General features: G+C 70.7%; 19 protein-coding genes. 9 read left to right on the top strand and 10 right to left on the bottom strand.

Features of this window, described 5'->3' with window-relative positions; genetic code table 11:
* Positions 1 to 221 precede the first annotated feature (221 nt).
* Positions 222 to 1721, top strand: a complete 1500-nt coding sequence (locus UIS43_RS17905; protein WP_094805222.1) for a CCA tRNA nucleotidyltransferase — start codon at positions 222 to 224, stop codon at positions 1719 to 1721.
* 3 nt (positions 1722 to 1724) lie between these two features.
* Here UIS43_RS17905 and UIS43_RS17900 read toward each other — a convergent pair whose 3' ends face one another.
* The 3 genes from UIS43_RS17900 to UIS43_RS17890 all read right to left on the bottom strand — a co-directional run bounded on the left by UIS43_RS17900 (position 1725) and on the right by UIS43_RS17890 (position 5021).
* Positions 1725 to 2450, bottom strand: coding sequence for a bifunctional 2-polyprenyl-6-hydroxyphenol methylase/3-demethylubiquinol 3-O-methyltransferase UbiG (locus UIS43_RS17900; protein ID WP_013155838.1), 726 nt, complete (start codon positions 2448 to 2450; stop codon positions 1725 to 1727).
* Positions 2451 to 2545: 95 nt separating this feature from the next.
* The gene (locus UIS43_RS17895; RefSeq protein ID WP_071623099.1) at positions 2546 to 3841 is read right to left on the bottom strand and encodes an MFS transporter; all 1296 of its coding nucleotides are present in this window, start codon (positions 3839 to 3841) and stop codon (positions 2546 to 2548) included.
* An 88-nt stretch (positions 3842 to 3929) separates the two neighbouring features.
* Positions 3930 to 5021 carry an inositol-3-phosphate synthase gene (locus tag UIS43_RS17890; RefSeq protein ID WP_013155836.1) on the bottom strand — a complete coding sequence of 364 codons (1092 nt, stop codon included), beginning with the start codon at positions 5019 to 5021 and terminating at the stop codon, positions 3930 to 3932.
* Between the two features lie 956 nt (positions 5022 to 5977).
* Between UIS43_RS17890 and UIS43_RS17885 the strand changes: the two genes are divergently transcribed.
* The 6 genes from UIS43_RS17885 (at position 5978) to UIS43_RS17860 (ending at position 12061) form a co-directional block, all read left to right on the top strand.
* Positions 5978 to 8914 (top strand): transglycosylase domain-containing protein, encoded by a 2937-nt coding sequence (locus UIS43_RS17885; RefSeq protein WP_370010926.1) that lies wholly within the window; start codon positions 5978 to 5980, stop codon positions 8912 to 8914.
* Positions 8915 to 9153: 239 nt separating this feature from the next.
* Complete coding sequence (gene rpsF / locus UIS43_RS17880; protein ID WP_013155834.1) at positions 9154 to 9444, top strand: 30S ribosomal protein S6; 291 nt, start codon at positions 9154 to 9156, stop codon at positions 9442 to 9444.
* Between the two features lie 128 nt (positions 9445 to 9572).
* A complete protein-coding gene (locus UIS43_RS17875; protein ID WP_013155833.1) occupies positions 9573 to 10160 on the top strand; it encodes a single-stranded DNA-binding protein in 588 nt (195 codons plus the stop codon).
* A gap of 99 nt (positions 10161 to 10259) precedes the next feature.
* Entirely contained in the window at positions 10260 to 10496 is a 237-nt protein-coding gene (rpsR, locus tag UIS43_RS17870) for a 30S ribosomal protein S18 (RefSeq protein ID WP_013155832.1), read from the top strand.
* A 27-nt stretch (positions 10497 to 10523) separates the two neighbouring features.
* Positions 10524 to 10970, top strand: coding sequence for a 50S ribosomal protein L9 (gene rplI / locus UIS43_RS17865; RefSeq protein ID WP_013155831.1), 447 nt, complete (start codon positions 10524 to 10526; stop codon positions 10968 to 10970).
* Positions 10971 to 11227: 257 nt separating this feature from the next.
* Positions 11228 to 12061, top strand: coding sequence for a peptidoglycan recognition family protein (locus UIS43_RS17860; RefSeq protein WP_198662514.1), 834 nt, complete (start codon positions 11228 to 11230; stop codon positions 12059 to 12061).
* Between the two features lie 67 nt (positions 12062 to 12128).
* Here UIS43_RS17860 and UIS43_RS17855 read toward each other — a convergent pair whose 3' ends face one another.
* Positions 12129 to 13478: an MATE family efflux transporter gene (locus tag UIS43_RS17855; RefSeq protein WP_013155829.1), complete on the bottom strand. Its 1350-nt coding sequence runs from the start codon at positions 13476 to 13478 to the stop codon at positions 12129 to 12131.
* A gap of 347 nt (positions 13479 to 13825) precedes the next feature.
* Here UIS43_RS17855 and dnaB point away from each other — a divergent pair, with 347 nt between their 5' ends.
* Positions 13826 to 16423 carry a replicative DNA helicase gene (gene dnaB / locus UIS43_RS17850; RefSeq protein WP_013155828.1) on the top strand — a complete coding sequence of 866 codons (2598 nt, stop codon included), beginning with the start codon at positions 13826 to 13828 and terminating at the stop codon, positions 16421 to 16423.
* Between the two features lie 102 nt (positions 16424 to 16525).
* Here dnaB and UIS43_RS17845 read toward each other — a convergent pair whose 3' ends face one another.
* The 6 genes from UIS43_RS17845 to upp form a co-directional block, all read right to left on the bottom strand.
* Positions 16526 to 18181 (bottom strand): TlrC/CarA/OleB/SrmB family ABC-F type ribosomal protection protein, encoded by a 1656-nt coding sequence (locus UIS43_RS17845; protein ID WP_013155827.1) that lies wholly within the window; start codon positions 18179 to 18181, stop codon positions 16526 to 16528.
* 623 nt (positions 18182 to 18804) lie between these two features.
* Entirely contained in the window at positions 18805 to 19035 is a 231-nt protein-coding gene (locus UIS43_RS17840) for a hypothetical protein (protein ID WP_013155826.1), read from the bottom strand.
* A gap of 439 nt (positions 19036 to 19474) precedes the next feature.
* Entirely contained in the window at positions 19475 to 19984 is a 510-nt protein-coding gene (locus UIS43_RS17835) for a PH domain-containing protein (protein WP_013155825.1), read from the bottom strand.
* Positions 19985 to 20002: 18 nt separating this feature from the next.
* Positions 20003 to 20164 carry a hypothetical protein gene (locus tag UIS43_RS17830; protein ID WP_013155824.1) on the bottom strand — a complete coding sequence of 54 codons (162 nt, stop codon included), beginning with the start codon at positions 20162 to 20164 and terminating at the stop codon, positions 20003 to 20005.
* A gap of 308 nt (positions 20165 to 20472) precedes the next feature.
* Positions 20473 to 20706, bottom strand: a complete 234-nt coding sequence (locus UIS43_RS17825; protein ID WP_013155823.1) for a hypothetical protein — start codon at positions 20704 to 20706, stop codon at positions 20473 to 20475.
* 412 nt (positions 20707 to 21118) lie between these two features.
* The gene (gene upp / locus UIS43_RS17820) at positions 21119 to 21772 is read right to left on the bottom strand and encodes a uracil phosphoribosyltransferase (protein WP_013155822.1); all 654 of its coding nucleotides are present in this window, start codon (positions 21770 to 21772) and stop codon (positions 21119 to 21121) included.
* Between the two features lie 323 nt (positions 21773 to 22095).
* Between upp and UIS43_RS17815 the strand changes: the two genes are divergently transcribed.
* A complete protein-coding gene (locus tag UIS43_RS17815; protein WP_013155821.1) occupies positions 22096 to 22596 on the top strand; it encodes a tRNA adenosine deaminase-associated protein in 501 nt (166 codons plus the stop codon).
* The last annotated feature ends 1 nt before the right edge of the window (position 22597 follow it).

Below are 22597 nucleotides of genomic sequence, written 5' to 3'. Positions count from 1 at the left end.
GTACGCGGGTCGGGTGGACGCGGGGCAACCGGGGCGTCCTACCACTTCCCTCGAAGATACCGCCTTCCCCGTGCGTGGAGTCGGGTCGCGGCCGTCGCGCGGCGTGTGTGGGGAAACCGGGTTCCCCGCCGAACGGCGGCGGACCGCCGATCCGTGTACGGCCCGGTACCGGGGGCGGGGACGATTCGCGGTTTGCTTCGGGCGCCGCCTAGTCTCGTGGTGTGCCGAACACAGAGTTTTCGCGGGAGAACGACGCCGCCCAGCAGCCGGACGCCGGGGACGCGACAGGTGCGGGCGCGCTGACCGGTGCGCAGCGCGCCGCGGTCACGGCGTTGGCGGACTCCTTCCCGACCGTCTCGGAGGAACTCGGCGAGCGCTTCGCCGCGCACGGCCAGCAGCTCGCCCTCGTCGGCGGACCGGTGCGCGACGCCCTCCTGGGCAGGCCGGCCAACGACGTGGACCTGACCACGGACGCGGTGCCCCAGCGCATCCTGGAGCTCGTGGACGGCTGGGCCGACTCCGTGTGGACCGTCGGCATCGACTTCGGCACCGTGGGCCTGCGCAAGAAGGGCCTCCAGCTGGAGGTCACCACCTACCGCAGCGAGTCCTACTCGCCCAAGTCCCGCAAGCCCGAGGTGGCCTACGGCACCGACATCCACGACGACCTGCTGCGCCGCGACTTCACCGTCAACGCCATGGCGGTGCGCCTGCCCGGCCTGGAGTTCGTCGACCCGTTCGGCGGCCTGGCCGACCTGCGGGCCAAGGTGCTGCGCACCCCCGGCAGGCCCGAGGACTCCTTCAGCGACGACCCGCTGCGCATCATGCGCGCGGTCCGCTTCGCCGCCCAGCTCGGCTTCACCCTGGCTCCCGAGGTGGCCGAGGCCGCCCGGGACATGGCCGACCGGCTCTCCATCGTCTCCGCCGAGCGCGTCCGCGACGAGCTGACCAAGCTCATGCTCAGCCCCGACCCGCACCGCGGCATCGAGCTCATGGTGGACCTGGGCATCGCCCGGTACGTGCTCCCGGAGATCCCCAAGCTGCGCCTGGAGATCGACGAGCACCACCGGCACAAGGACGTCTACGAGCACTCGCTCACCGTCCTGGACCAGGCGATCGAGCTGGAGGAGAAGCGGGGCCACGAGCCCGACCTGGTGCTGCGCCTGGCCGCGCTGCTGCACGACGTCGGCAAGCCCAAGACGCGCGCCTTCGAGTCCGGGGGGCGGGTGACCTTCCACCACCACGAGGTGGTGGGCGCCTCGATGAGCCGCAAGAGGCTCACCGCGCTGCGCTTCCCCAAGGACGTGGTGTCCGACGTCAGCACCCTGGTCGAACTGCACCTGAGGTTCCACGGCTACGGCAGGGGCGAGTGGACCGACTCCGCGGTCCGCCGGTACGCCCGCGACGCCGGTTCGCAGCTGGAGCGGCTGCACATCCTCACCCGTGCCGACTGCACCACCCGCAACCGCCGCAAGGCGGCGGCGCTGGCGCGCTCCTACGACGACATCGAGCGGCGCATCGAGCTGCTCGCCGAGCAGGAGGAGCTGGACCGCATCCGCCCGGACCTGGACGGCAACGAGATCCAGGAGATCCTGGGGGTCAAGCCGGGTCCCGTGGTCGGCCGCGCGTACCGCTTCCTGCTGGAGCTGCGCCTGGAGAACGGCCCGATGGGCAGGGAGGCCGCGACCGAGGAGCTGCGCGCCTGGGCGGCCGAGCACCTGTGAGGGTCAGCGGCCCGGCTTGACCGCCGTGACCGCCATGGCCATGCCGAACACGCGCAGCGGGGTGTCCTCCAGGGTGTCGGACAGGGTCTGCAACGCCGTGGTGCGGCGGTCGAACGGCGGCATCAGGTAGTCGATGGCGCGCACGCGCAGCCCTGCTCCCCGCAGCAGTCGGCCCATCTGCTGGGTGGTGAACGCGCGCGCGTCCGACATGCGCGCGTGCAGGGGTCCGACCCAGGGCAGGAAGGGCGCGGTCAGCGCCGAGCGGCGCCGGCCGCCCCACAGCACGCCGTGGGTCTCGAAGGGGAACCAGCGGTTGGGCGTGGTCAGGGAGAACGCGCCGCCCGGCTTGAGGACCCGGCGGACCTCGCGCAGGGCGCCCTCCAGGTCATCGACGTGCTCGACCACCTCGAACGCGGTCACGCGGTCGAAGGTGTTGGCGTCGAAGGCCAGCGCGTCGGCGGACATCTTGTGGATGCCGATCCGGTCCTCCAGCCCGGTGCCCGCGATGCGCCCGGCGAACGCGTTGAGCCGCTCGGGTTCGAGGTCGATCGCGTCCACGCGCACGTAGCCCCCGGCCAGTTCGACCGTGTAGGTGCCGTCGCCGCAGCCCACGTCGAGCAGGCGGTCGCCGCGGACGGGCAGCTGCCGGGTCACCGCCCCGACGCGCTTGACCACCCCCCGCGGCCCGAAGGCGCTGGAGGCGTCGCACAGTGCGTCACCGGTGTTCATGGAGGACCATCCCCGCTGTCGACAAGTCTCCCCGTGGACACTACAACACGTGACGACATGGTGACGTGTCGATGTGTCGCCAGGTCGACAGGGCGCTACGCGACCTCGCGCTCCGCCTCGGCGGCGCTGGCGCGGCGCCCGCGCACGACCCAGGCGGCGCCCATCACCAGGTAGGCCGCGGCCATCGCGACGACCACCGCGGGGTTCACCCCGGACGGCGGGACCAGCGCGGCGGCCAGCGCCGCGCCCAGGACGAACGTGGCGTTGAACAGCACGTCGTACACCGAGAACACCCGCCCCCGGAACGCGTCGTCGACATGTCGCTGAACCAACGTGTCGACGGTGACCTTGACCCCCTGGGAGACGAAGCCCAGCGCGAACGCGGCCACGGGGAAGAGCACGGGTGAGAAGGGCAGTCCGAACACCACCAGGACCGCCGACGCCGCTGCCAGCTGCAGCGCGATCCACGCCCCCGGGGCCATCCGGGCGGTCGCCCACGGCGTGGCCACCGCGCCCACCAGGAACCCCGCCCCCGACAGGCCCATCGCCACCGAGAAACCGGCCAGTCCGGCCACACCGCCGCCGGTGAAGGTGTTGTTGTACAGCAGCAGCGTCAGCAGCGTGGAGATCCCGAACAGCACCCGGTGGCCGCCGATCGTGAGCAGCGCGTCGCGGGCCTCCGGGCGCGCCCAGAGGTGGCGCACCCCCGAGACCATGCCCCGCACCACGTTGCGCACGGCCGCCGCGACCTCGTCCGGTTCCCGCTCCAGGTGCGGTCCCAGCTCGTCGTGGCCCAGGGTGAGGGAGACCAGCGCCGCCCCGGCGAAGCCGAGCGCGGCCATGGACAGGATGAGCCCGGTGCCCAGGGCGTCCTCGCCGCCGAGCAGCCCGATCGCGGCGCCCGCCCCCGCGCCCAGGAAGCTCGCCGCGGTACCGCTGGTGGGCGTGACCGCGTTGGCCATCATCAGCTTGTCCCGGGCCACCACGTAGGGCAGTCCGGCGGACAGCCCGGACAGGAAGAAGCGGTTGACGCTCAGCACCAGGAGCGCGGTGAGGAGGAAGGCGGGGCTCTCGCCCCGTGCCACCAGGAACGCGCTCGCCACCGCGAGCGCCGCCTTGGCCAGGGAGGACAGCAGCAGGATCTGGCGCCGGGGCCACCTGTCGATCAGGACCCCGGCGAACGGCGCCACCACCGAGAACGGAAGGAGCAGCACCGCGAAGGCCGCGGCGACGGCGCCCGCACTGGTGTGCTGCTCGGGGGTGAAGAAGACGAAGCCCGCCAGCCCGGCCTGGTACACCCCGTCGGAGAACTGCGCCACCAGCCGGGTGCCGAACAGGCGGCGGAACCGGGGCCCCCGCAGGACCACGCGCAGATCACCGAAGAAGGACACGGCACCAAGGGTAGGCCGTGCCCGGGGCCGGGGCGGCCCCGGGGAGGAGCGGGCCCGGCCGTGCGCCGGGACCGCCCTCAGGAGCGCTCTACTCGTCGGCGCCGTCGTGCTGGCCCGAGGCGATGAACTGCTCGACCTTCTCGTGCGCCTCGGCGTCGCTGTACTGCTCGGGCGGGGACTTCATGAAGTAGGAGGACGGGGCCAGGATCGGGCCGCCCATGCCGCGGTCCTTGGCGATCTTGGCGGCGCGGACCGCGTCGATGATGATGCCCGCGGAGTTGGGGGAGTCCCAGACCTCCAGCTTGTACTCCAGGTTCAGCGGCACGTCGCCGAACGCGCGCCCCTCAAGGCGGATGTAGGCCCACTTGCGGTCGTCCAGCCACGGCACGTGGTCCGACGGGCCGATGTGCACCGAGCCTGCCTTCAGCTCGTGCGGGATCTGGGAGGTGACGGACTGGGTCTTGGAGATCTTCTTGGACTCCAGGCGGTCGCGCTCCAACATGTTCTTGAAGTCCATGTTGCCGCCGAAGTTGAGCTGGTACGTGCGGTCCACGATCACGCCGCGGTCCTCGAACAGCTTGGACAGCACGCGGTGGGTGATGGTCGCGCCGATCTGCGACTTGATGTCGTCGCCGATGATCGGCACACCCGCTCTGGTGAACTTCTCGGCCCACTCGGGGTCGGAGGCGATGAACACCGGCAGGGCGTTGACGAAGGCCACGCCCGCGTCGATCGCGCACTGGGCGTAGAACTTGCCCGCCTCCTCCGAGCCCACCGGGAGGTAGGACACGAGCACGTCGGCCTTGCTGGCCTTGAGCGCCGCGACCACGTCCACCGCGTCCTCGGGGGACTCCTGGATGACCTCGCGGTAGTACTTGCCGAGCCCGTCGTAGGTCGGTCCGCGCATGACGGTGACGCCGGTCGGCGGCACGTCGCAGATCTTGACGGTGTTGTTCTCGCTGGCCGTGATGGCGTCGGCGAGGTCGTGGCCGACCTTCTTGGCGTCCACGTCGAAGGCTGCGACGAACTCGATGTCGCGCACGTGGTACGGGCCGAACTGCACGTGCATCAGGCCTGGTACCCGGGACTCGGGGTTGGCGTCCTTGTAGTAGTGCACGCCCTGGACGAGCGACGCCGCACAGTTGCCGACGCCCACGACGGCTACACGTACCGAACCCATTGGTCCTTGCTCCTTCTTGTTCGCGAACATGGATTCCACGGCGCACGACGACGGGACCGCGCCGACGGCGGTTCCGGGTCCCGTCGCCACGCGTTCGTTTCCCGTATGTGGTCAGCAGCGCACACGGCGTTTCTGTTCCCACCCGCCGCCCCGCACCGCCCTCGGTGGTCGGTGTCCGGCGCGCGCGGTCCCCGTGCCCTCCGTGCCGTCCTCTGCGGACGGCCAGGGCACGGTTCGCGTCCCGCGACCGGGAACCGCGGGGGGAACATGCATGTCTGGCTGTTTTGTTCAGTTCTGACTCTATCTCCGCCCACCCGCGGGCCCGCATGCCAGACCTGTGACACGTGTCCGCGCGCGTGCGTCCGGGCTACGACCGCCGTCCGTGAACCTCCGGAGTCCTGCGGGGAAAATCTCACACACCCATCCCTACCAGCGCCGACACCGAACACTTCTCGGGCGGGTCGACGCCCGGCCGACTCGCCGGCGTTCGGTTTGCCCGCTCTGAACTGGCACGACGGGCGGTTCCCGGCGAAACATGGCCAGGTGTCCCAAGACGCGCGATAACCTCGCGCGTGGGTTGTGCTATACCGTTCGATCGCTCTAACGTGACCTGTGATTTGCGTGCGTAGCCGGTAGAGCCCCCGGACCCAGCCCCTGCCGCGGCGGCGTTTCCGTAGGCACCGAGCACCGAGGGCTGTCGCTCCCGCAGGCCAACGACCAGGAGGAAGAAGCGGCTTACGTCTTCGCGACCTGTGTGAAAACCCCCGCGCGCCTTCGGGCGTCCTTTATCAAGCCTTGAACGACAGGCACAGCGTTGGACACGGCCACGCCGGTCCGGTCCACGCAGTCGTCGCGAGAAGCAGGTCGCGGATCACCGATCCCCCAGGGGGACCGTCCCCCCGTTTCCACCAAGGAATCGTCAGGCCGACCGGCCGTGAGAGGCAATCGAGGACCACGTGAGTACCGAACGACGACGGAACGCCGATGGCGGCCGTCGCCGGGCCGACGGCCCGGCCGACGGCTCGCGCGGCGGCGGCGGACGACGCCGGGCCGACGGCCCGCCCCGGGACGAACCCTCCGGAGGCCGCCGCCGCCCGGACGCCGGTGACGGCTTCTGGGGGGACGACACCGGGCCCGAGCGCCCGCGCCGCCGACGCCCCCCGGAGCAGGATGCCCGTTCCGAGGGCCGCCGCCGCTCCGAGGGCGACCGCCCCCGCCGCCCGGAGGGACAGCGCCGCGCCCCCGCCGACGGTGACCGCCCCCGCCGCCGCCCCGAGGGCGAGCGCCCCCGGCGGCCCCAGGACGGCGAGCGCTCCGGTCACCGTTCCGAGGGACAGCGCCGCCGCCCGGACGAGGACCCCCGCGGCCGCCGCAGGGCGGCCGGTTCCGGACCGCGCGACCCCCGGGACCGCGACCCCCGCGACCCCCGCGACCGCGGCCGTGACCGTGAGAACGCCGCCCGCTCCGAGGGGCGGCGAGCCCCGGGCCGCGGCTCCCGCGCCGCCGCCGGCGGCGGCAGAGGAGGCCGGGGAGGCGGCCGGCGCCGCTCCCGCGACGAGGAGCCGGACGACCGCCCCTGGTTCAAGCGCTTCCTGTCCAAGGCGTGGAAACCCGCCCTGGCCGTCTTCGGCCTGATGATCATCGGCGGCGTGGCCGCCTTCGCGATCCTGTACGCCATGGCCCCCAACGTGAACGAGCTCGAGGCCAAGTCGGACGCCAACCTGTCCGCCACCCAGATCATGTGGGCTCCGGAGGGCGACGCCGAGCCCGAGGTCGCGGTCACCACGGGCGAGGTCAGGCGGGTCGAGGTCCAGAGCGAGGACATCCCGCAGACGGTCATCAACGGTGTGCTCGCCGCCGAGCAGCGCACCTTCTACACCGACCCCGGCATCAGCATCTCCGGGATCGGGCGCGCCCTCCTCTCCGGCGGCGAGGCGGGCGGCGGTTCCACCATCACCCAGCAGATGGCGCGGAACTACTACAGCGACCTGGAGATCGAGAACCAGTACATCCGCAAGATCCGCGAGATCTTCATCTCCATCAAGCTCAACCAGCAGATGGAGAAGGAGGAGATCCTCTCCACCTACCTCAACACCATCTACTTCGGCCGCAACGCCATGGGCATCCAGATGGCCGCCCAGTCCTACTTCGGCAAGGACCTGGACGAGCTGACCGACGCCGAGGGCGCCTTCCTGGGCATCATCATCCAGATGCCCAGCAACTTCCAGGGCGAGATGGGCGACTGGACCAGGACCTACCTCAACGAGGAGCGCTGGCCCTACGTGCAGAACCAGCTGGCGCTCATGCACGAGGAGGACCCCGACCTCGGCCTGCCCAGGGCCGAGGCCGAGGCCCTGGAGATCCCCGAGCTCGTCCCGTACGGCACCGAGGAGGGCGAGGAGGAGCAGGAGTACGACCCCAAGTTCGACTACGTCCGCCAGGCGGTCGTCCAGGAGATCGAGGAGCGCTACTCCGGGATCACCGCCCAGGACATCGCCACCCAGGGCTTCGTCGTGCAGACCTCGCTGGACCCCGTGCTCATGGACGCCGCGCGCAGCTCCTTCGACGTCCTGCCGAACACCCCCGAGGACACGATGATGGGCCTGACCGCGGTCGACCCCGCCACGGGGCAGATCGTCGCCTTCCACGGGGGCGACAACGTGGTCGAGGACGTCAACAACTCGCTGACCCACCGGACGCAGGCGGGCTCGTCCTACAAGCCCTACGTGCTCGCCACCGCGCTGGAGAACGGCATCAGCCTCAACAGCACGTTCGACGGCGACTCCCCCCAGGAGTTCCCGGGGCTGCAGAGCGAGGTCATCAACGCGGGCGGCAGGAGCTGGGGTCCGGTCAACCTGATCCAGTCCACCGCCCAGTCGATCAACACCCCGTTCGTGGAGCTGGCGGTGCAGATGACCCCGGCCGCGGTGGACGAGCTCGCGGTCCAGGCCGGTGTGGCCGAGGAGCAGACCACGACCTCCGCCCAGGGCCCGCTCATCGCGCTGGGCACCCACCAGGTGAGCGCGCTGGACCAGGCCGAGGGCTACTCCACCTTCGCCGCCGGGGGCGTGCACCGTCCGGCGCACATGGTCACCGAGCTGCGCACCTCCGACGGCCAGGTCATCCCGCCCGACGACGCCGACCTGCTGGAGAACGGTGAGCAGGTGGTCACCGCGGACGTCGCGGCCGACGTCACCTACGCCATGACCCAGGTCGTCGAGCCCGGCGGCGGTGGCGACCAGGCGGCGCTGCCCGACGGGCGCCCCGTCGCGGGCAAGACCGGTACCTCCAGCGACGCGGTCTCCGCGTGGTTCGTGGGATACACGCCGCAGCTCGTCGCCGCGGTGGGCCTGAGCCGCGCGGACGCCAACCAGGCCCTGGAGTTCGACGGCCAGACCGCGGGGGAGATCTTCGGTGGCACCACCTCGGCCAACGTGTGGCGCGAGTTCATGACGACCGCCATGGAGGGCGTCGAACCGGCGCAGTTCCCGCCGCCCGCCTACGTCGGTACGGAGCAGAGCTTCGTGCCCACGCCCTCCCCGAGCGCCGAGGAGAGCGACGAGCCGAGCGACGAGCCCTCGGTCGAGGAGTCCCCGAGCGAGAGCCCGGCGGAGTGCGACCCGTCCATGCCGGACTCCCCGGAGTGCCAGGACCAGCAGACCGATGAGCCCTGTGAGCCCGGGTGGGGCCGGGACTGCCCGGAGAGCCCCGGCTCGGGGGACCAGGAGGAGTGCGGTGGCTGGGGCCAGCCCGCCTGCGAGGACACCGATCCCAGCGGTGAGGCCTCCGACCCCGAGCAGGACGGCGGGGAGCAGGGCGGCGGGATCTTCGGGAGGACGACCAACACCGGCGGCGAGCCCGGAAGGTTGGTGATCCTCGGCCGGAACGACTGACCCGGTCCCGGAGGGGCGAGGGGGCCGGTGCGCGCGGAGCGCACCGGCCCCCTTCGCGTGTACCCGGGCTCCGTCCACAGGCCGCACCGGAAGGTGTGCGGCTGCTGGTAATCTTGGGTCCCGTATGGCTCAGAGTCCGCGCGACGCCCGCCCCCGCGGCGCGGAACCCGTCCCGGACTCCTGCCCTCCTGCTATGGAGATTCCATGGCCGCGACAGTCCAGAGGAGGAACGTACGCCTATGCGTCGTTACGAACTCATGATCATCCTCGACCCCAACCTCGACGAGCGCACCGTCGCCCCGTCGCTGGAGAACTTCCTGGGTGTCGTCCGCAACGACGGCGGCTCGGTGGAGAAGGTCGACATCTGGGGCAAGCGCCGTCTCGCCTACGACATCGACAAGAACGCCGAGGGCATCTACGCGGTGATCGACCTCACCGCCGAGCCCGCCACGGTCAAGGAGCTGGACCGCCAGCTCGGTATCGCCGAGGCCGTGCTCCGCACCAAGGTGCTCCGCCCCGAGGTCCACTAGGCGGCGCACCGCCGCCGTCCCCCGCCCCGATCCACCCCCGGCCCCGGCTGTTATGTCGGTGGTCGCGCGGATGATCGGGGGAGCAGGCGAAACCGCCTGATCCGACTACCTCGAACCGGAGCCCATCCATGGCAGGCGAAACCCAGATCACGCTCGTCGGCAACCTGGTCGACGACCCTGAACTGCGCTTCACTCCCAGTGGAGCCGCGGTCGCCAACTTCCGTGTGGCCTCGACGCCCCGCACCTTCGACCGCGCGTCGGGGGAGTGGAAGGACGGCGAGTCCATGTTCCTCACCTGCACCGTCTGGCGGCAGTACGCGGAGAACGTGGCCGAGAGCCTTCAGCGCGGCATGCGCGTCATCGTGCAGGGCCGGCTGAAGCAGCGCTCGTACGAGACCCGCGAGGGTGAGAAGCGGACCGTCTTCGAGATCGACGTCGACGAGGTCGGCCCGGCCCTGCGCAGCGCCACCGCCAAGGTGACCAAGTCGCAGCGCCAGGGCGGCGGAGGCGGCTTCGGCGGTGGCGGCGGCGGTGGTTTCGGTGGCGGCCAGCCCCAGGGCGGCGGCTACGGGAACCAGGGCGGCGGCTTCGGCGGGTCGCAGGGCGGCGGAGGCCGCAGCGGTCCCCCGGCCGACGACCCGTGGGCGACCAACGGCGGCGGTGGCGGCGGCTTCGGCGGCGGAGGCGGGGGCTTCTCCGACGAGCCCCCGTTCTAACCGCGGCGAGTACCCCGTCCGGCGCCCCGAGGCGCCAGACCCTTTCCACACCAGACCATCCCCGGGAGGACCCCGGGGCTCTTGCGAAGGAGCACCACGATGGCTAAGCCGGCAGCGCGCAAGCCCAAGAAGAAGGTTTGCCTCTTCTGCCAGGAGAAGCAGTCCTACATCGACTACAAGGACACCACGCTTCTCCGCAAGTTCATCTCCGAGCGCGGCAAGATCCGCGCCCGCCGCGTCACGGGTAACTGCACCCAGCACCAGCGCGACGTCGCGACCGCGATCAAGAACGCGCGCGAGGTGGCCCTGCTGCCCTACACCAGCACCGCCCGCTAACGGCGATATCCGAGGGAGGTTTTTGTCGTGAAGCTGATTTTGACCCACGAGGTCAACGGTCTCGGAGCCCCCGGCGATGTCGTCGAGGTGAAGAACGGCTACGGTCGCAACTACCTGCTGCCCCGCGGGTTCGCCATCCGGTGGACGCGCGGCGGTCAGAAGCAGATCGACCTGATCCAGCGCGCGCGCTCCGCGCGTGACATCCGCACGCTCGACGAGGCCCAGCAGGTCGCTGGCCGCGTCAACGCGCTCACCGTGCGCCTCAAGCAGCGCGCCGGCGAGGGTGGCCGCCTGTTCGGTTCGGTCACGCCCGCGGACATCGCCGACGCCGTCAAGGCGACCGGTGGTCCCGAACTGGACAAGCGCCGGATCGAGATCAAGAACCCGATCAAGGCCGTCGGAAGCCACAAGGTCCAGGTCCGCCTGCACCCCGAGGTCTCCGCGACGATCAAGCTGGACGTCGTCGGTTCCTGACCGACGCCGTGCACGTCGGGCCCCGTCTCCCTTCCGGGAGGCGGGGCCCCGCTGTTTCTCCGGGCTCCCCCGAGATCTGCGTCGCACCCCCGGTGCTTCCCCCGCGGCCCGACCCCCCGGAGGCGGTCCGCGTTCTCGCTCGGTTCTCCTGACACGCCTGGCCGACAGACAACCCTTTGATTACTCTTTGTAATCTATCGTGTTCTCTGTGTTGGTGTCGTACGTTGCACCACCCAGCACGGAGAGGACGCAGAGCCATGACCGTGGAAAGAAGAGACGAGCCGGGCCGACACACACGGGTGGACCGCAGGACCGTTCTGCGGGGGACCGCCCTCGCCGCCGGGGGAGTGCTCCTCGGCGGGATCGCCGGGATCCCCGCCGTGGACCGGGCCTCCGCGGCCACGCGACCCAAGGTGTACACGCGCGCCGACTGGGGGGCGCGCGCTCCGAAGAACAAGATCGAGGTCGTGCGCCGCGGGGCCACGCACATCGTCGTGCACCACACCGCCACGGCGAACGCGTCCGACACCTCGACCTCGCACGCCGCGTCGCTGTCGCGCTCCATCCAGCGGTACCACATGGACACCAACGGGTGGAGCGACATGGGGCAGCAGTTCACCATCAGCCGCGGCGGCCACATCATGGAGGGGCGCGACCAGAGCCTGCAGGCCGTCAGCGCGGGACACCACGTGCTCGGCGCGCACACCGCCAACCACAACGAGCACGCGATCGGGATCGAGAACGAGGGCACCTACACCTCGGCGACCCCGCCCGCGCTCCTGTTGGAGTCGTTGGCCGACACCTGCGCCTGGCTGTGCCTGGCCTACCGGCTGGACCCCGACGAGGCCATCGTCGGCCACCGCGACTTCAACGCGACGGGCTGTCCCGGCGACAAGCTCTACGCGGCGCTTCCCCAGCTCCGCTCCACCGTCAGGAGCAGGATGCGGGAACAGCTCGCCCACCCGGGCGCGGCGGCGGTCGCGGCGCCGGAGCCCGACCAGCTGCCGACCTACCCCGACGTGCCGCGGGACGAACAGGTGAGGCCCTACAGTCACGGACCCGCCGTCGGTGAGCGCGACACGTTCACGTGACCCCGCCGGTCCACCGGAGGGACGCGGGAACCGGGCCCGCCACGGCCGCGCCGTGGCGGGCCCCTGATCAGGGCCGGTACGCGCCGGTGACCAGCCAGGCCGTACTCCGGGCCCGGAACCCGAGGGTGACCGCGCGGGCGAGGATCCACACCCCGAAGGCGATCCACAGGCTCACCAGCGCCCACATGGGGCCGTCCGCCAGCCGCGGCAGGACCAGGGCGAACGGCAGGAAGACCAGCATCGTCCACAGGGACGCCCACGCCAGGTAGCGCTGGTCCCCGGCGCCCATCAGCACGCCGTCCAGCACCATGGTCACCCCGCTCAGCGGCTGCAACAGCGCGACCACCACCAGCGAGGCCGTGATCAGGACCCGCACCTCGGGGTCGGAGGTGAACGGGATCCACGCCCACGGCAGCGCCAGGAACACCACCGCCATGAAGACCAGGCCCAGTCCCACGCCCCACTCCACCATGCGCCGCGTGGCGTCCCGGGTGCCCTGGACGTCCCCCGCGCCCAGGTAGCGGCCCACGATGGACTGCCCAGCGATGGCGATCGCGTCCATGGCGAACACCAGCAGCGCCCAGATGTTGTGGCTCACCTGGTGCGCGGCGATCGACGCGTCGCCCAGCCGGGCCGCCACCGCCGTGGTCACCAGGGCCACCACGCGCATCGACACGCTGCGCAGGAACAGGGCGAACCCCGCCGAGGCCGAGGCGCGCAGGCCCGCCGTCGTGGGCATGAGCGACACGCCCTCGCGCCGGGCCGCGCGCGCGATCGTCATCACGTACCAGAACGCGCCCCCGCCCTGGGCGAGCACCGTCGACCAGGCCGAACCCGCGATGCCCCAGTCCAGGACCAGCACGAACACCGAGCACAGCACCGCGTTGGCGACGTAGGAGCAGACCGCCACCACCAGCGGGGTCCGGGCGTCCTGGAGGCCGCGCAGCACACCGGTGCCCGCCATGACGATGAGCAGGAACGGCGTACTGAGCAGGCTGATGCGCAGATAGGTCAGGGCGTGGGGCGCCACGTCCGGCGAGGCGCCCAGCGCCTCCACCATCACCGGGCCGAGCGGCCAGCCGATCGCGACGGCGGCGAGACCCAGCAGGACCGCGAGCCACAGCCCGTCCACGCCGTCCCGCACGCCCCCGGGGACGTCGCCCGCGCCGAACCTGCGCGAGACCGCCGCGGTGGTGCCGTAGGCGAGGAAGACGCAGACGGCCACGAGCGTGAGCAGCACCTGCCCGGCCACGCCCAGGCCGCCGAGCGCCTCGGTGCCCAGCGTGCCGACGATCGCGGAGTCGGTGAGCAGGAACAGCGGCTCGCTGATGAGCGCGAAGAACGTCGGGACCGCCAGGGCGAGGATCTCGCGGTCGTGGCGGTGCCGGAAAGGGGCGGCCGAAAGCAGTTGTGGCATGACCAGCACACAGTATCGGACACGCGTTCTACGCGGGTGTGGAGTTATCCACACCCCGGCTGAAGCCTGTGGATAACTTGTGGAAACACGCCCTGTGAGGCATCTTGCACCCCCTGACTGCATCCTGCGTTTTGGCAGGTCAAAGGCTATATGCAGCGGTCGTGACAAAGTTATCCACAGGTGATGTGCACAACCCCGGTTCGGGATGCCCTGCGGGGCACCGGACATGGTGGTAGGGGACGTGTCCACAACCTCCGGTCGAGGCGCCTCCGGCGTCCGCCATGGGGCATCCTGGAAGGGTCGGCCCGTTCCCGGGTCGACGGAAGTACCGTCCCGGGGGAGCGTTCGTGAGTGTCGCTGAGCAGCCACCTGAAGAAGGCGGATACGAGCGCACCCCGCCCCACGACATCCAGGCCGAGCAGAGCGTGCTCGGCGGCATGCTGCTGTCCAAGGACGCCATCACGCAGGTCGTGGAGATCATCCGCTCCGCCGACTTCTACCGCCCCGCGCACCAGATCATCTACGAGAGCATCGTCGACCTCTTCTCCCGCGGCGAGCCCGTGGACGCCATCTCGGTCAACGCCGAGCTGACCAAGCGCGGCGAGGCCACCCGGGTCGGCGGCGCCCTCTACCTGCACACCCTCACCGAGGCCATCCCGACCGCGGCCAACGCGGGCTACTACGCCAAGATCGTCTCCGACCGCGCGGTCCTGCGCCGCCTGGTCGAGGTGGGCACCCGCATCGCCCAGATCGGCTACGCCGGGGACGGCGAGGTGGACGACCTGGTCGACCACGCCCAGGCCGAGATCTACAAGGTCGCGGAGAAGCGCACCGGCGAGGACTACGTCGCGCTCGCCGACATCATGCCGGGCGCCCTGGACGAGATCGAGGCGATCGGCGCCAACGACGGGACCATGACCGGCGTGCCCACCGGCTTCGCCGACTTCGACGCCCTCACCAACGGCCTCCACCCCGGCCAGATGGTCATCATCGCCGCCCGCCCGGCCGTTGGCAAGGCGCTGGCCCTGGACACGCCCCTGCCGACACCCGGCGGATGGACCACCATGGGGGAGGTGGAGGTCGGCACCGAGCTGATCGCCGCCGACGGGACACCCACCCGGGTGGTGGCCGCCACCGAGGTCATGACCGGGCGGCCCTGCTTCGAGGTCGTGTTCGACGACGGCACCACCGTCGTCGCCGACGGCGACCACCAGTGGCTGACCCACACGCGGGCCTCGCGGCGCGCGGCCCGGGAGGCCGAGGCCCGGGGCACGGTTCCCCGTGTGCTGCCCGAGGTGAGGACCACCAGGGAGATCGCCCGGACCCTGCGTACGGAGACCGCCGACCGCAGGCTGAACCACTCGGTGGTCAACGCGGAGGCCATCGAGCTGCCCGAACGCGACCTCCCCCTGCCGCCCTACTTCCTCGGCGCCTGGCTCGGTGACGGAGCCTCCGCCGCCGCCCGGGTCACCAGCACGGACCCCGAGGTCCTGCTCAACATCGAGGCCGAGGGACTCGTGACCAAGCCGGTCGGCTCCACCGGCATGACCTATGGTGTCTTCCTGCCGGAGGAGGACACCACGCCCACGGCCCGTGAGTGCGTGGTGTGCGGAACGGAGTTCGTGCCCTCCCTGCCTCACGTGCGCAGCTGTGGGCAGTCGTGCGGGGGCAAGGCGCGCTTCGTCTCCGATCCTGTGCCGCACACCTCCTGCGTCGACTGCGGGCGCCCCTGCTTCGGTCAGCTCCGGTGCCGTGAGTGCGTCACCAGCCACGGCAGTGTCCAGGCGCGGTTGCGCACCCTCGGGGTTCTGGGGAACAAGCACATCCCCCAGGAGTACCTGCGCGCCTCGGCCGACCAGCGGCGCGCCCTCCTCGCCGGTCTGCTGGACACGGACGGCACGGTGAACGCCACCGGCTCCGTGCAGTTCGCGGTCACCAGCCAGCGCCTGGCGAACGGCTTCCGGGAACTGGCGCACAGCCTGGGGTACCGCACCGGGATGTCGACCAGGCGGGTCGGCGGCCGGTCGGAGGAATCGTCGACCTGCTACACGGTCACCTTCGGCTCCAGGAGCGAGGTCTTCCGACTCGCACGCAAGAGGCGTGCGCACCGGGAGCGCGGCGCCGACCGAGGTTACGCACGGATCGGCTCCCGGTTCGTCACCGAGGTGCGACCGGTGGAGAGCGTTCCGGTCCGCTGCGTCCAGGTGGACCACCCGGACCACCTGTTCCTGGCCACCCGGTCGATGGTCCCCACCCACAACTCGACGCTGGCCCTGGATTTCGCGCGTGCGGCGTCCATCAAGCACGACATGACCGCGGTCTTCTTCAGCCTGGAGATGGGGCGCAACGAGATCGTCATGCGCCTGCTGTCGGCGGAGGCCCGGGTGCCCCTGCACACCATGCGCTCGGGTCTGATGACCGACGAGGACTGGACCCGCCTGGCCAGGCGCATGGGCGAGGTGGCCAACGCGCCCCTGTTCATCGACGACTCCCCGAACATGTCGATGATGGAGATCCGGGCCAAGTGCCGGCGGCTCAAGCAGCAGCACGACCTCAAGCTGGTCATCGTCGACTACCTCCAGCTGATGAGCTCGCCCGGCCGGGTGGAGAGCCGTCAGCAGGAGGTCTCGGAGATGTCCCGGTCGCTCAAGCTCCTGGCCAAGGAGCTGGAGGTCCCGGTGGTGGCGCTCTCCCAGCTGAACCGAGGCCCCGAGCAGCGCACCGACAAACGCCCGCAGGTGTCCGACCTCCGTGAGAGCGGATCGATCGAGCAGGACGCGGACATGGTCATCCTGCTCTACCGCGAGGACGTGCACGACAAGGAGTCGCCGCGCGCGGGCGAGGCGGACATCATCGTGGCCAAGCACCGCAACGGCCCCACGGCGGACGTGACCGTGGCCTTCCAGGGCCACTACAGCCGGTTCGTCGACATGGCACCCGGCTAGACCGGTGCTTCGGGGCCCGCCGCGCGGCGGGCCCCGAATATCGGCTAGTCGTAATAGCGGTTTATGGTCAAGCCGATTTGTCGACAAAGCGCTACGTCCGCTTCACACGGAGTCGCTGACCACGATCCCCTCCCGTAGTTCCAGGTGGCGGCCGGTGAAGCGCTGTCGGGTCCTGCGGTCGTGGGTGACGACCACCAGCGTGCCCTCGTAACGTGTCAGCGCCTCCTCCAGGTCCTCCACGAGACCGGGGGAGAGGTGGTTGGTCGGCTCGTCCAGGAGCAGCAGGTCGTAGGCACCCGACGTCAGCCGGGCGACCTCGATCCTGCGGCGCTGGCCCACCGACAGGGACGCCACCGGCTGGTCCAGCTCCCCGGGCCGGAACAGCCCGAGCGAGGCGAGCTCGTCCCGGTGGTCCTCGGCGAACCCGGGCCGCCCCGCGGCGTAGGCGCCGAGCACGGTCTGTCCGGCGGCGAAGGAACCGTCCTCCTGACGCAGGTAACCCACCCGGCCGGGGACCGAAACCCGCCCCTCGTCGGGGACCGCGTCCCCGGACAGGAGCCGGAGCAGGGTGGTCTTGCCCGCCCCGTTCGGCCCGGTGACCAGCACGCGTTCGCCCGGAGCGAGGTCCAGGCAGGGCACCTCCAGGCGGTGGTCCACCCGGACCCCCTCCAGCGAGGCGGCCGGAGCGCTCTCACCGGTGCGGGATCCGGTGAACCCGGCGGTCATCCGCAGCGGTACCGGCGGCGGCGCCACCGGGTCGGCGGTCAGCCTCTCCACCCTCTCCTTGGCGTTGCGGACGCGGCCCATGGAACCGTGCGCGGCCCCCCGCATCTTGAACGCCCCGTGGCCGAACGCGGCCTTCTCCATCTTGCGCGGGATGGCCTTCAGGGCCGCGATGCTGTTCTCGGCCAGCCTGCGCTGCCGGGCCAGGTCGGCCCTCCACTCCTCGTACTCGCGGATCCACCGGGCCCTGGCCGAGGCCTTCGCGGCCAGGAACCCGTCGTAGCCGTTGCCGTAACGGTGGATCCGGCGCAGGTCGTGGTCGACCTCCAGGACGGTGTCGGTCACGTTGGCCAGGAACGCCCGATCGTGGGTGACGGCCACGACCGTGCCCCGGTGGCGGCGGAGCCGGTCCTCCAACCAGGCGACCGCGCGGTCGTCCAGGTCGTTGGTGGGCTCGTCCAACAGGAGCAGTTCGGGCGAGGCCGCCAGCATCGCGGCCAGGGCCAGGCGCGAGCGCTCCCCGCCGGAGAGGGTCCTCAGCGGGCGGTCGCGGTCCAGGCCGGGAAGGCCCAGCCCGTGCAGTCCGGCGTCGACGCGCGCGTCGGCGTCGTAGCCGCCGCGCGCCTCGAACCGGGCCAGCAGGTCGCCGTAGGCGTCCAGCTCCTCCGGGGTGGCCGAGCCGAGCGTGCTCTCCGCCGCGCGCAGGCGCGCCTCCATGTCGCGCAGGACGGCCAGGGCGGAGTCGATCGCGTCGCCGACGGTGCCGGTGGAGACCCCCACCGCCTCCAGGGTCTGCGGCAGGTAGCCGGTTCCTCCCGGAGCCCGGACCGTGAGGTCGCCGTTGGTGGGCTCCTCCTCCCCGGCGAGCAGGCGCAGCAGCGTGCTCTTGCCCGAGCCGTTGTCGCCGATGATCCCGACGCGCTCGCCGGGGCTGATGGTGAGGGTGACACGGTCGAGCACGGTGTGGTCGCCGTAGCGGTGGGTGATGTCGTTGAGGGTGAGCTGGGACTGTGCTCGTACTCGGGCGGTGAGCATGCGCGCCTCCTGATCTGCGGTGTGGCTGGGAGAGGAGCCGCGGATCGACGGTGGGGCGCTGGCGTTCCGGGTTTCGGACAGGGCGCGGCGATGGCGCGGGTCCGAGAAAAGGGAACGGTGAGGCCTTCCGTGGTCGACCGCGGTACGGCGACGCCGGGGAGCGTGGGGAGGTCGCCGTGCGGCACTGGGCGCTGGCGGCGGCTCGGGCGTCGGACGCGGGACTACAGGAAGATCAGCCTCATGGGGAAGACGATACGTCTCGTTTTCTTGGTCGTCAAGCGGACATCCGTGAGACCGACATCACGGTGTTCGGGGTACCAGAGGCCCTGTAATGGCTAACCACTTTGCTCTTTATGGTCAAGCCGATTTGTCGACAAAGGGACGTGGCACCAGGAGGGCGTCGCCGGGAGGCCCCGCGCGGACTCCGCACAGGACGAGGGGGCCGCCCCGCGGGGCGGCCCCCTGTGCTCGCTTCGGTCCGCCGCGCACCCGTGCGCCGGACCCGGTGCGGCCCTTCACGGACCGGACCCGCCCGTACGGAGGGCGCGGTCGGCCGCGGGGCCCATGACGAAGGCCTCCCCGTCCGGAGGATCCGGCGGGGAGGCCTTCGTTCGAGCCGCTGGCTAGAGCCAGCGGACCTCGGGGCGGCTCCGACCCTTGTCGTCGGTCACCAGCACCCAGTGCATGATCGGGTGTCCCGACGTCGTCGCGTCGGCGTCCTCGCGGGGCTGCGGGACGTTGACCGGCTCGGTCGCGAGACCGGAGAGGCGGTTGGTCCCAGCCGAGAGGCGGATGCGCCGACGGGTCGTCGAGAACCGAGTGGGGTGGGGTGCACGGTCCGTCCTGCGCGCCATGGGACCCTCCTCGTTTCCGTTTCAGATGCCCCAAGTTAACCGTACGTTCACCTTCGAGTCAATTCGCTGGAGCTCGCGGGCTCGGTCCATCGGGGGCTCGGCCTCCGTGTGAGGCCTGTTTGGAGACATGCCCAGGTCGGGGGGTTCTATGCGTGATGTGACGAATGCCCTGTGTGACGGTTCTCTGACCTGCGCAGGGGAAAGGAGTGTGTCACCCGAAGGGAAGGTGAACGGAAGGTGAACGAAGTGCGAAGGGGGCGCCCGGTCCGGCCGCGCGCCCGGCGCCGCGCCGCGGTGGCACCGCACCGGAGTGGCCCGGCCGTGTGCGGAGGCCACGGTTCACCGGGGACCGCCTACCGCCCGCCCGGCAGGGGCCCGAACACAGCGAGAGCACCCGCCGGGACGGCGGGTGCTCCGCGTGGGCCTTGAGGCGCGGCGGTCACTCCTTGAAGATGAGCCCCACGACCTCCAGGTAGAGCTGCTCCGGGTAGGGGATGAAGTCGATCCGGCTCAGGGCCTGGTCCTGACCGGCCGACTCCATCACGAAGGTCCCGTAACCGAGGAAGCGGCCCAGCAGGGTCCGCTCGAACCTCATGTCGGTGACCTTGCCCAGCGGCATCATGTTCACCTGCCGGACGATCAGGCCGGTGGTCAGCAGGAGTCGTGCGGAGGTGATGACGAAGTAGTCCACCGACCACTCCGCTACCCGCCACACGAACCACACCAACACCAGCAGCCACACCCACCAGATGATCGCCAGCGTCGCTGCGCTGTCGGCGATGGAGGTGTTGCTGAGGATCCCGGCGAGGATCAGCGCGCCGAGGACCGCTCCGACCGGACCGATCAGCACCGCGGGGTGCCGACGGATGGTCACCACGTCCTGCTCGTGCGGCAGGAGGTAGCGGTTGACCGACGCAGGAGCGCTGTTACTCGACGCTACGAGCCGCATGCCACCCGACCGTTCCGGTTACAGGAGCGCGTTGACGAAACGGGACATCGACTCCGCGCCCCCCATCAGACCGCCCAGAGCGCTCTCGATGACCCCCGCAGCGCTTTCCGGCTGTGTGAACAGATAGAACGCCACGAAAGCGATGAGCGCGTAGCCGCCCCATTTTTTCAACTTCGCCACGACTGACTCCCCTTGGAATCCACCTGACCCACCAACCCAGCAGTGATTGTCGCACCGACCATCATGCCCGTAAAGCCTGGGGCGCACCCTCGGCGTGGCGGTATGTCGGACCTTCCTCGCATGCGGGCTGTGTCCGGTTCCGGTGGTGTTGGTAACCCAGTGATTGGTGGTCCGGAATGTGGTTCAGGTCCGCTGAGGACTATGACATTAAGGACACTGCTGGATATAAGGGGGTAATTCATAGCCCCCTGTCCAGGTCACCGGAGTTCGGACAGGCCGAAAACCTCGGTAGGACCTGCTCGGATCCGCTAGGACTGCTCGGCGAAGGCCAGCGCGAGCACCTGGAGGTGCTGTCGGGCGATCCGCTCCACGAGCTCGGGGGTGGCCTTGCCGGTCACGTCCTCGGCGCCGTGCCGCGCCGCGTCCACGCACCGCGTGACGGTGGAGGTGTGGTGCACCTCGGAGAACTCCTCGGCCAACCGGCTCCGCACCGGTTCGAAGCGAGAGTCGCGGGCGGTCGAGGTGGAGGGGTTCTCGGTCATCTCACTCCTTGGGGGCTACGGGGGTCGCGCTGTGTGTTCTTCCGGGATCTTTCGGTAGCCGCTGGAGGGTGGACGAAGCGTCGCGCCGGAGGAGGCGCGGGCGTGCGGTGTCAGCGGGCTGATGATGAGGGGTCTAGGGGCGAGGGGTGTTTCGGTCCGGCTGGTCTCCGCTTACGGGCGTGCGAGAACCATCTTCACTCCTCTCTGTTACATTACCGTCTCGAAATGAATTCGGCTAATGCAAAACCGTGTCGGCGCTTGCGCCGGCTCGCCGTGTCCACCTGGGCGGACGGGGGAGTCGGCTGCAGGCATGCCCGGTTTTCGGTCGTTCATTCCTCCGGTAGCAAAAAGAGCCGAAAAAGCGCCCAACCGTGATCCGGTGGGCGCTGGGGGTGGATGGGGCGGATGTGTCTCAGGCGCAGCCGTAGAGGCGGTCGCCCGCGTCGCCCAGCCCCGGCAGGATGAAGCCCTGCTCGTTGAGCCGCTCGTCCACCGCGGCCGTCACCACGCGCAGGGTCGCGCCGTGGTCGGGGTCCAGTTCCTCGGCGAGCCTGTGCTCCACCGCGGTCAGGCCCTCGGGGGCGGCGAGCAGACAGATCGCGGTGATGTGGTCGGCGCCCCGCTCCACCAGGAGCCTGAGCGCGGCGGCCAGGGTGCCGCCGGTGGCCAGCATCGGGTCCAGCACGTAGCACTGGCGGCCGGACAGGTCCTGCGGCAGCCGGTCGGCGTAGGTGGCGGGCTGGAGGGTGTCCTCGTCGCGGGCCATCCCCAGGAAGCCGACCTCGGCGGTGGGCAGCAGGCGGGTCATCCCGTCGAGCATGCCCAGGCCCGCGCGCAGGATCGGCACCACGAGCGGCGTGGGACGTGTCAGCTGCGTTCCGGTGGTCTCCACGAGCGGGGTCCGGATGGTGACGTCCGTCACTCGGACGTCCCGGGTCGCCTCGTAGGCGAGCAGGGTCACCAACTCGTCGGTCAGGCGCCGGAAGGTCGGGGAGTCGGTACCCACGTCGCGCAGGGTGGTCAGTTTGTGCGCGACCAGGGGGTGGTCGACGACCAGGGTTTCCAAAGCGTTCTCCGGTTGAGCTGGGACAACAAGACGGTGGCTGGGGAGGAGGCCTGCCCGAGTCTAACCGCGCGCATTCACCGGACCGGAGGCGCCGAGGGCCGCGCGGTCCCCGCTCCGGACCGGCGCGGCCGCGCGGCCGGGGCCTCCCGGGGGGCGTGGGAGCGGCGGAGGGGCAGCGGGGATCCGGTTCTCATGAGAGCGTGGTCCGGAATGACGCGGACCAAGGGGGACGGTGGCACCGGAGTGATCGTTACCATGTCACTCGCACGGGCGATCCGGGATTCCTTCGTCCGCACCGATACACCGGCCGGGTTGGGGTGACGATGACAGTGCTCGATCATGGTGACGACGACTCGGGCGACTTCGCGGCCATCGCGTACAGGGAAGAGGAGTACTGGGACGTCGACCTGCTCCCCGTGACCCTGACGCACGACCTCAAGGGGCTGATCCACGCCCTGCGCCAGCAGCCGAGCATCAGCGGCTCCCTCGGTCTGGTCTCGGTCGGCGACGACTTCTTCATCATCGTGCGCGTCTACGGTGAGGACGTCTCCCTCTTCCTGTCCGACGTGACCGCGTCCGTGGACTGGCAGGTGGCCCGGGACGTCCTGGACTACCTGGACATCGACCAGCCGGACGACGACGACCTGGACCAGGTGCTGCCCGCGGGCGACCTGTCCATCGTGGCCGACCTCGGACTGGACGAGATGGAGCTGGGCGCCCTGGCGGGCGATCTGGACCTGTACCCCGACGAGGTGCTGGCCAGCGTGTCCGAGCGGCTGGGATTCGCCCAGTCCTTCCAGCGTGTACTGGACGGTATGGGGTAAG

It is taken from the genome of Nocardiopsis sp. LDBS0036 (genome assembly GCF_041228755.1).
GTDB lineage: Bacteria > Actinomycetota > Actinomycetes > Streptosporangiales > Streptosporangiaceae > Nocardiopsis > Nocardiopsis dassonvillei.
Note: the sequence above shows the minus strand (reverse complement) of the source record. Positions and strands in the feature narration are given on the sequence as shown.

Bases quoted from the DNA above. Each gene is read 5' to 3' on its own strand.
- UIS43_RS17815 (WP_013155821.1), top strand. From the start codon at position 22,096: ATGACAGTGCTCGATCATGGTGACGACGACTCGGGCGACTTCGCGGCC.
- UIS43_RS17845 (WP_013155827.1), bottom strand. From the start codon at position 18,181: ATGCTCACCGCCCGAGTACGAGCACAGTCCCAGCTCACCCTCAACGAC.
- UIS43_RS17840 (WP_013155826.1), bottom strand. From the start codon at position 19,035: ATGGCGCGCAGGACGGACCGTGCACCCCACCCCACTCGGTTCTCGACG.
- rpsR (WP_013155832.1), top strand. From the start codon at position 10,260: ATGGCTAAGCCGGCAGCGCGCAAGCCCAAGAAGAAGGTTTGCCTCTTC.
- rpsF (WP_013155834.1), top strand. From the start codon at position 9,154: ATGCGTCGTTACGAACTCATGATCATCCTCGACCCCAACCTCGACGAG.
- UIS43_RS17875 (WP_013155833.1), top strand. From the start codon at position 9,573: ATGGCAGGCGAAACCCAGATCACGCTCGTCGGCAACCTGGTCGACGAC.
- UIS43_RS17855 (WP_013155829.1), bottom strand. From the start codon at position 13,478: ATGCCACAACTGCTTTCGGCCGCCCCTTTCCGGCACCGCCACGACCGC.
- UIS43_RS17900 (WP_013155838.1), bottom strand. From the start codon at position 2,450: ATGAACACCGGTGACGCACTGTGCGACGCCTCCAGCGCCTTCGGGCCG.
- UIS43_RS17825 (WP_013155823.1), bottom strand. From the start codon at position 20,706: ATGACCGAGAACCCCTCCACCTCGACCGCCCGCGACTCTCGCTTCGAA.
- UIS43_RS17860 (WP_198662514.1), top strand. From the start codon at position 11,228: ATGACCGTGGAAAGAAGAGACGAGCCGGGCCGACACACACGGGTGGAC.
- UIS43_RS17835 (WP_013155825.1), bottom strand. From the start codon at position 19,984: ATGCGGCTCGTAGCGTCGAGTAACAGCGCTCCTGCGTCGGTCAACCGC.
- UIS43_RS17890 (WP_013155836.1), bottom strand. From the start codon at position 5,021: ATGGGTTCGGTACGTGTAGCCGTCGTGGGCGTCGGCAACTGTGCGGCG.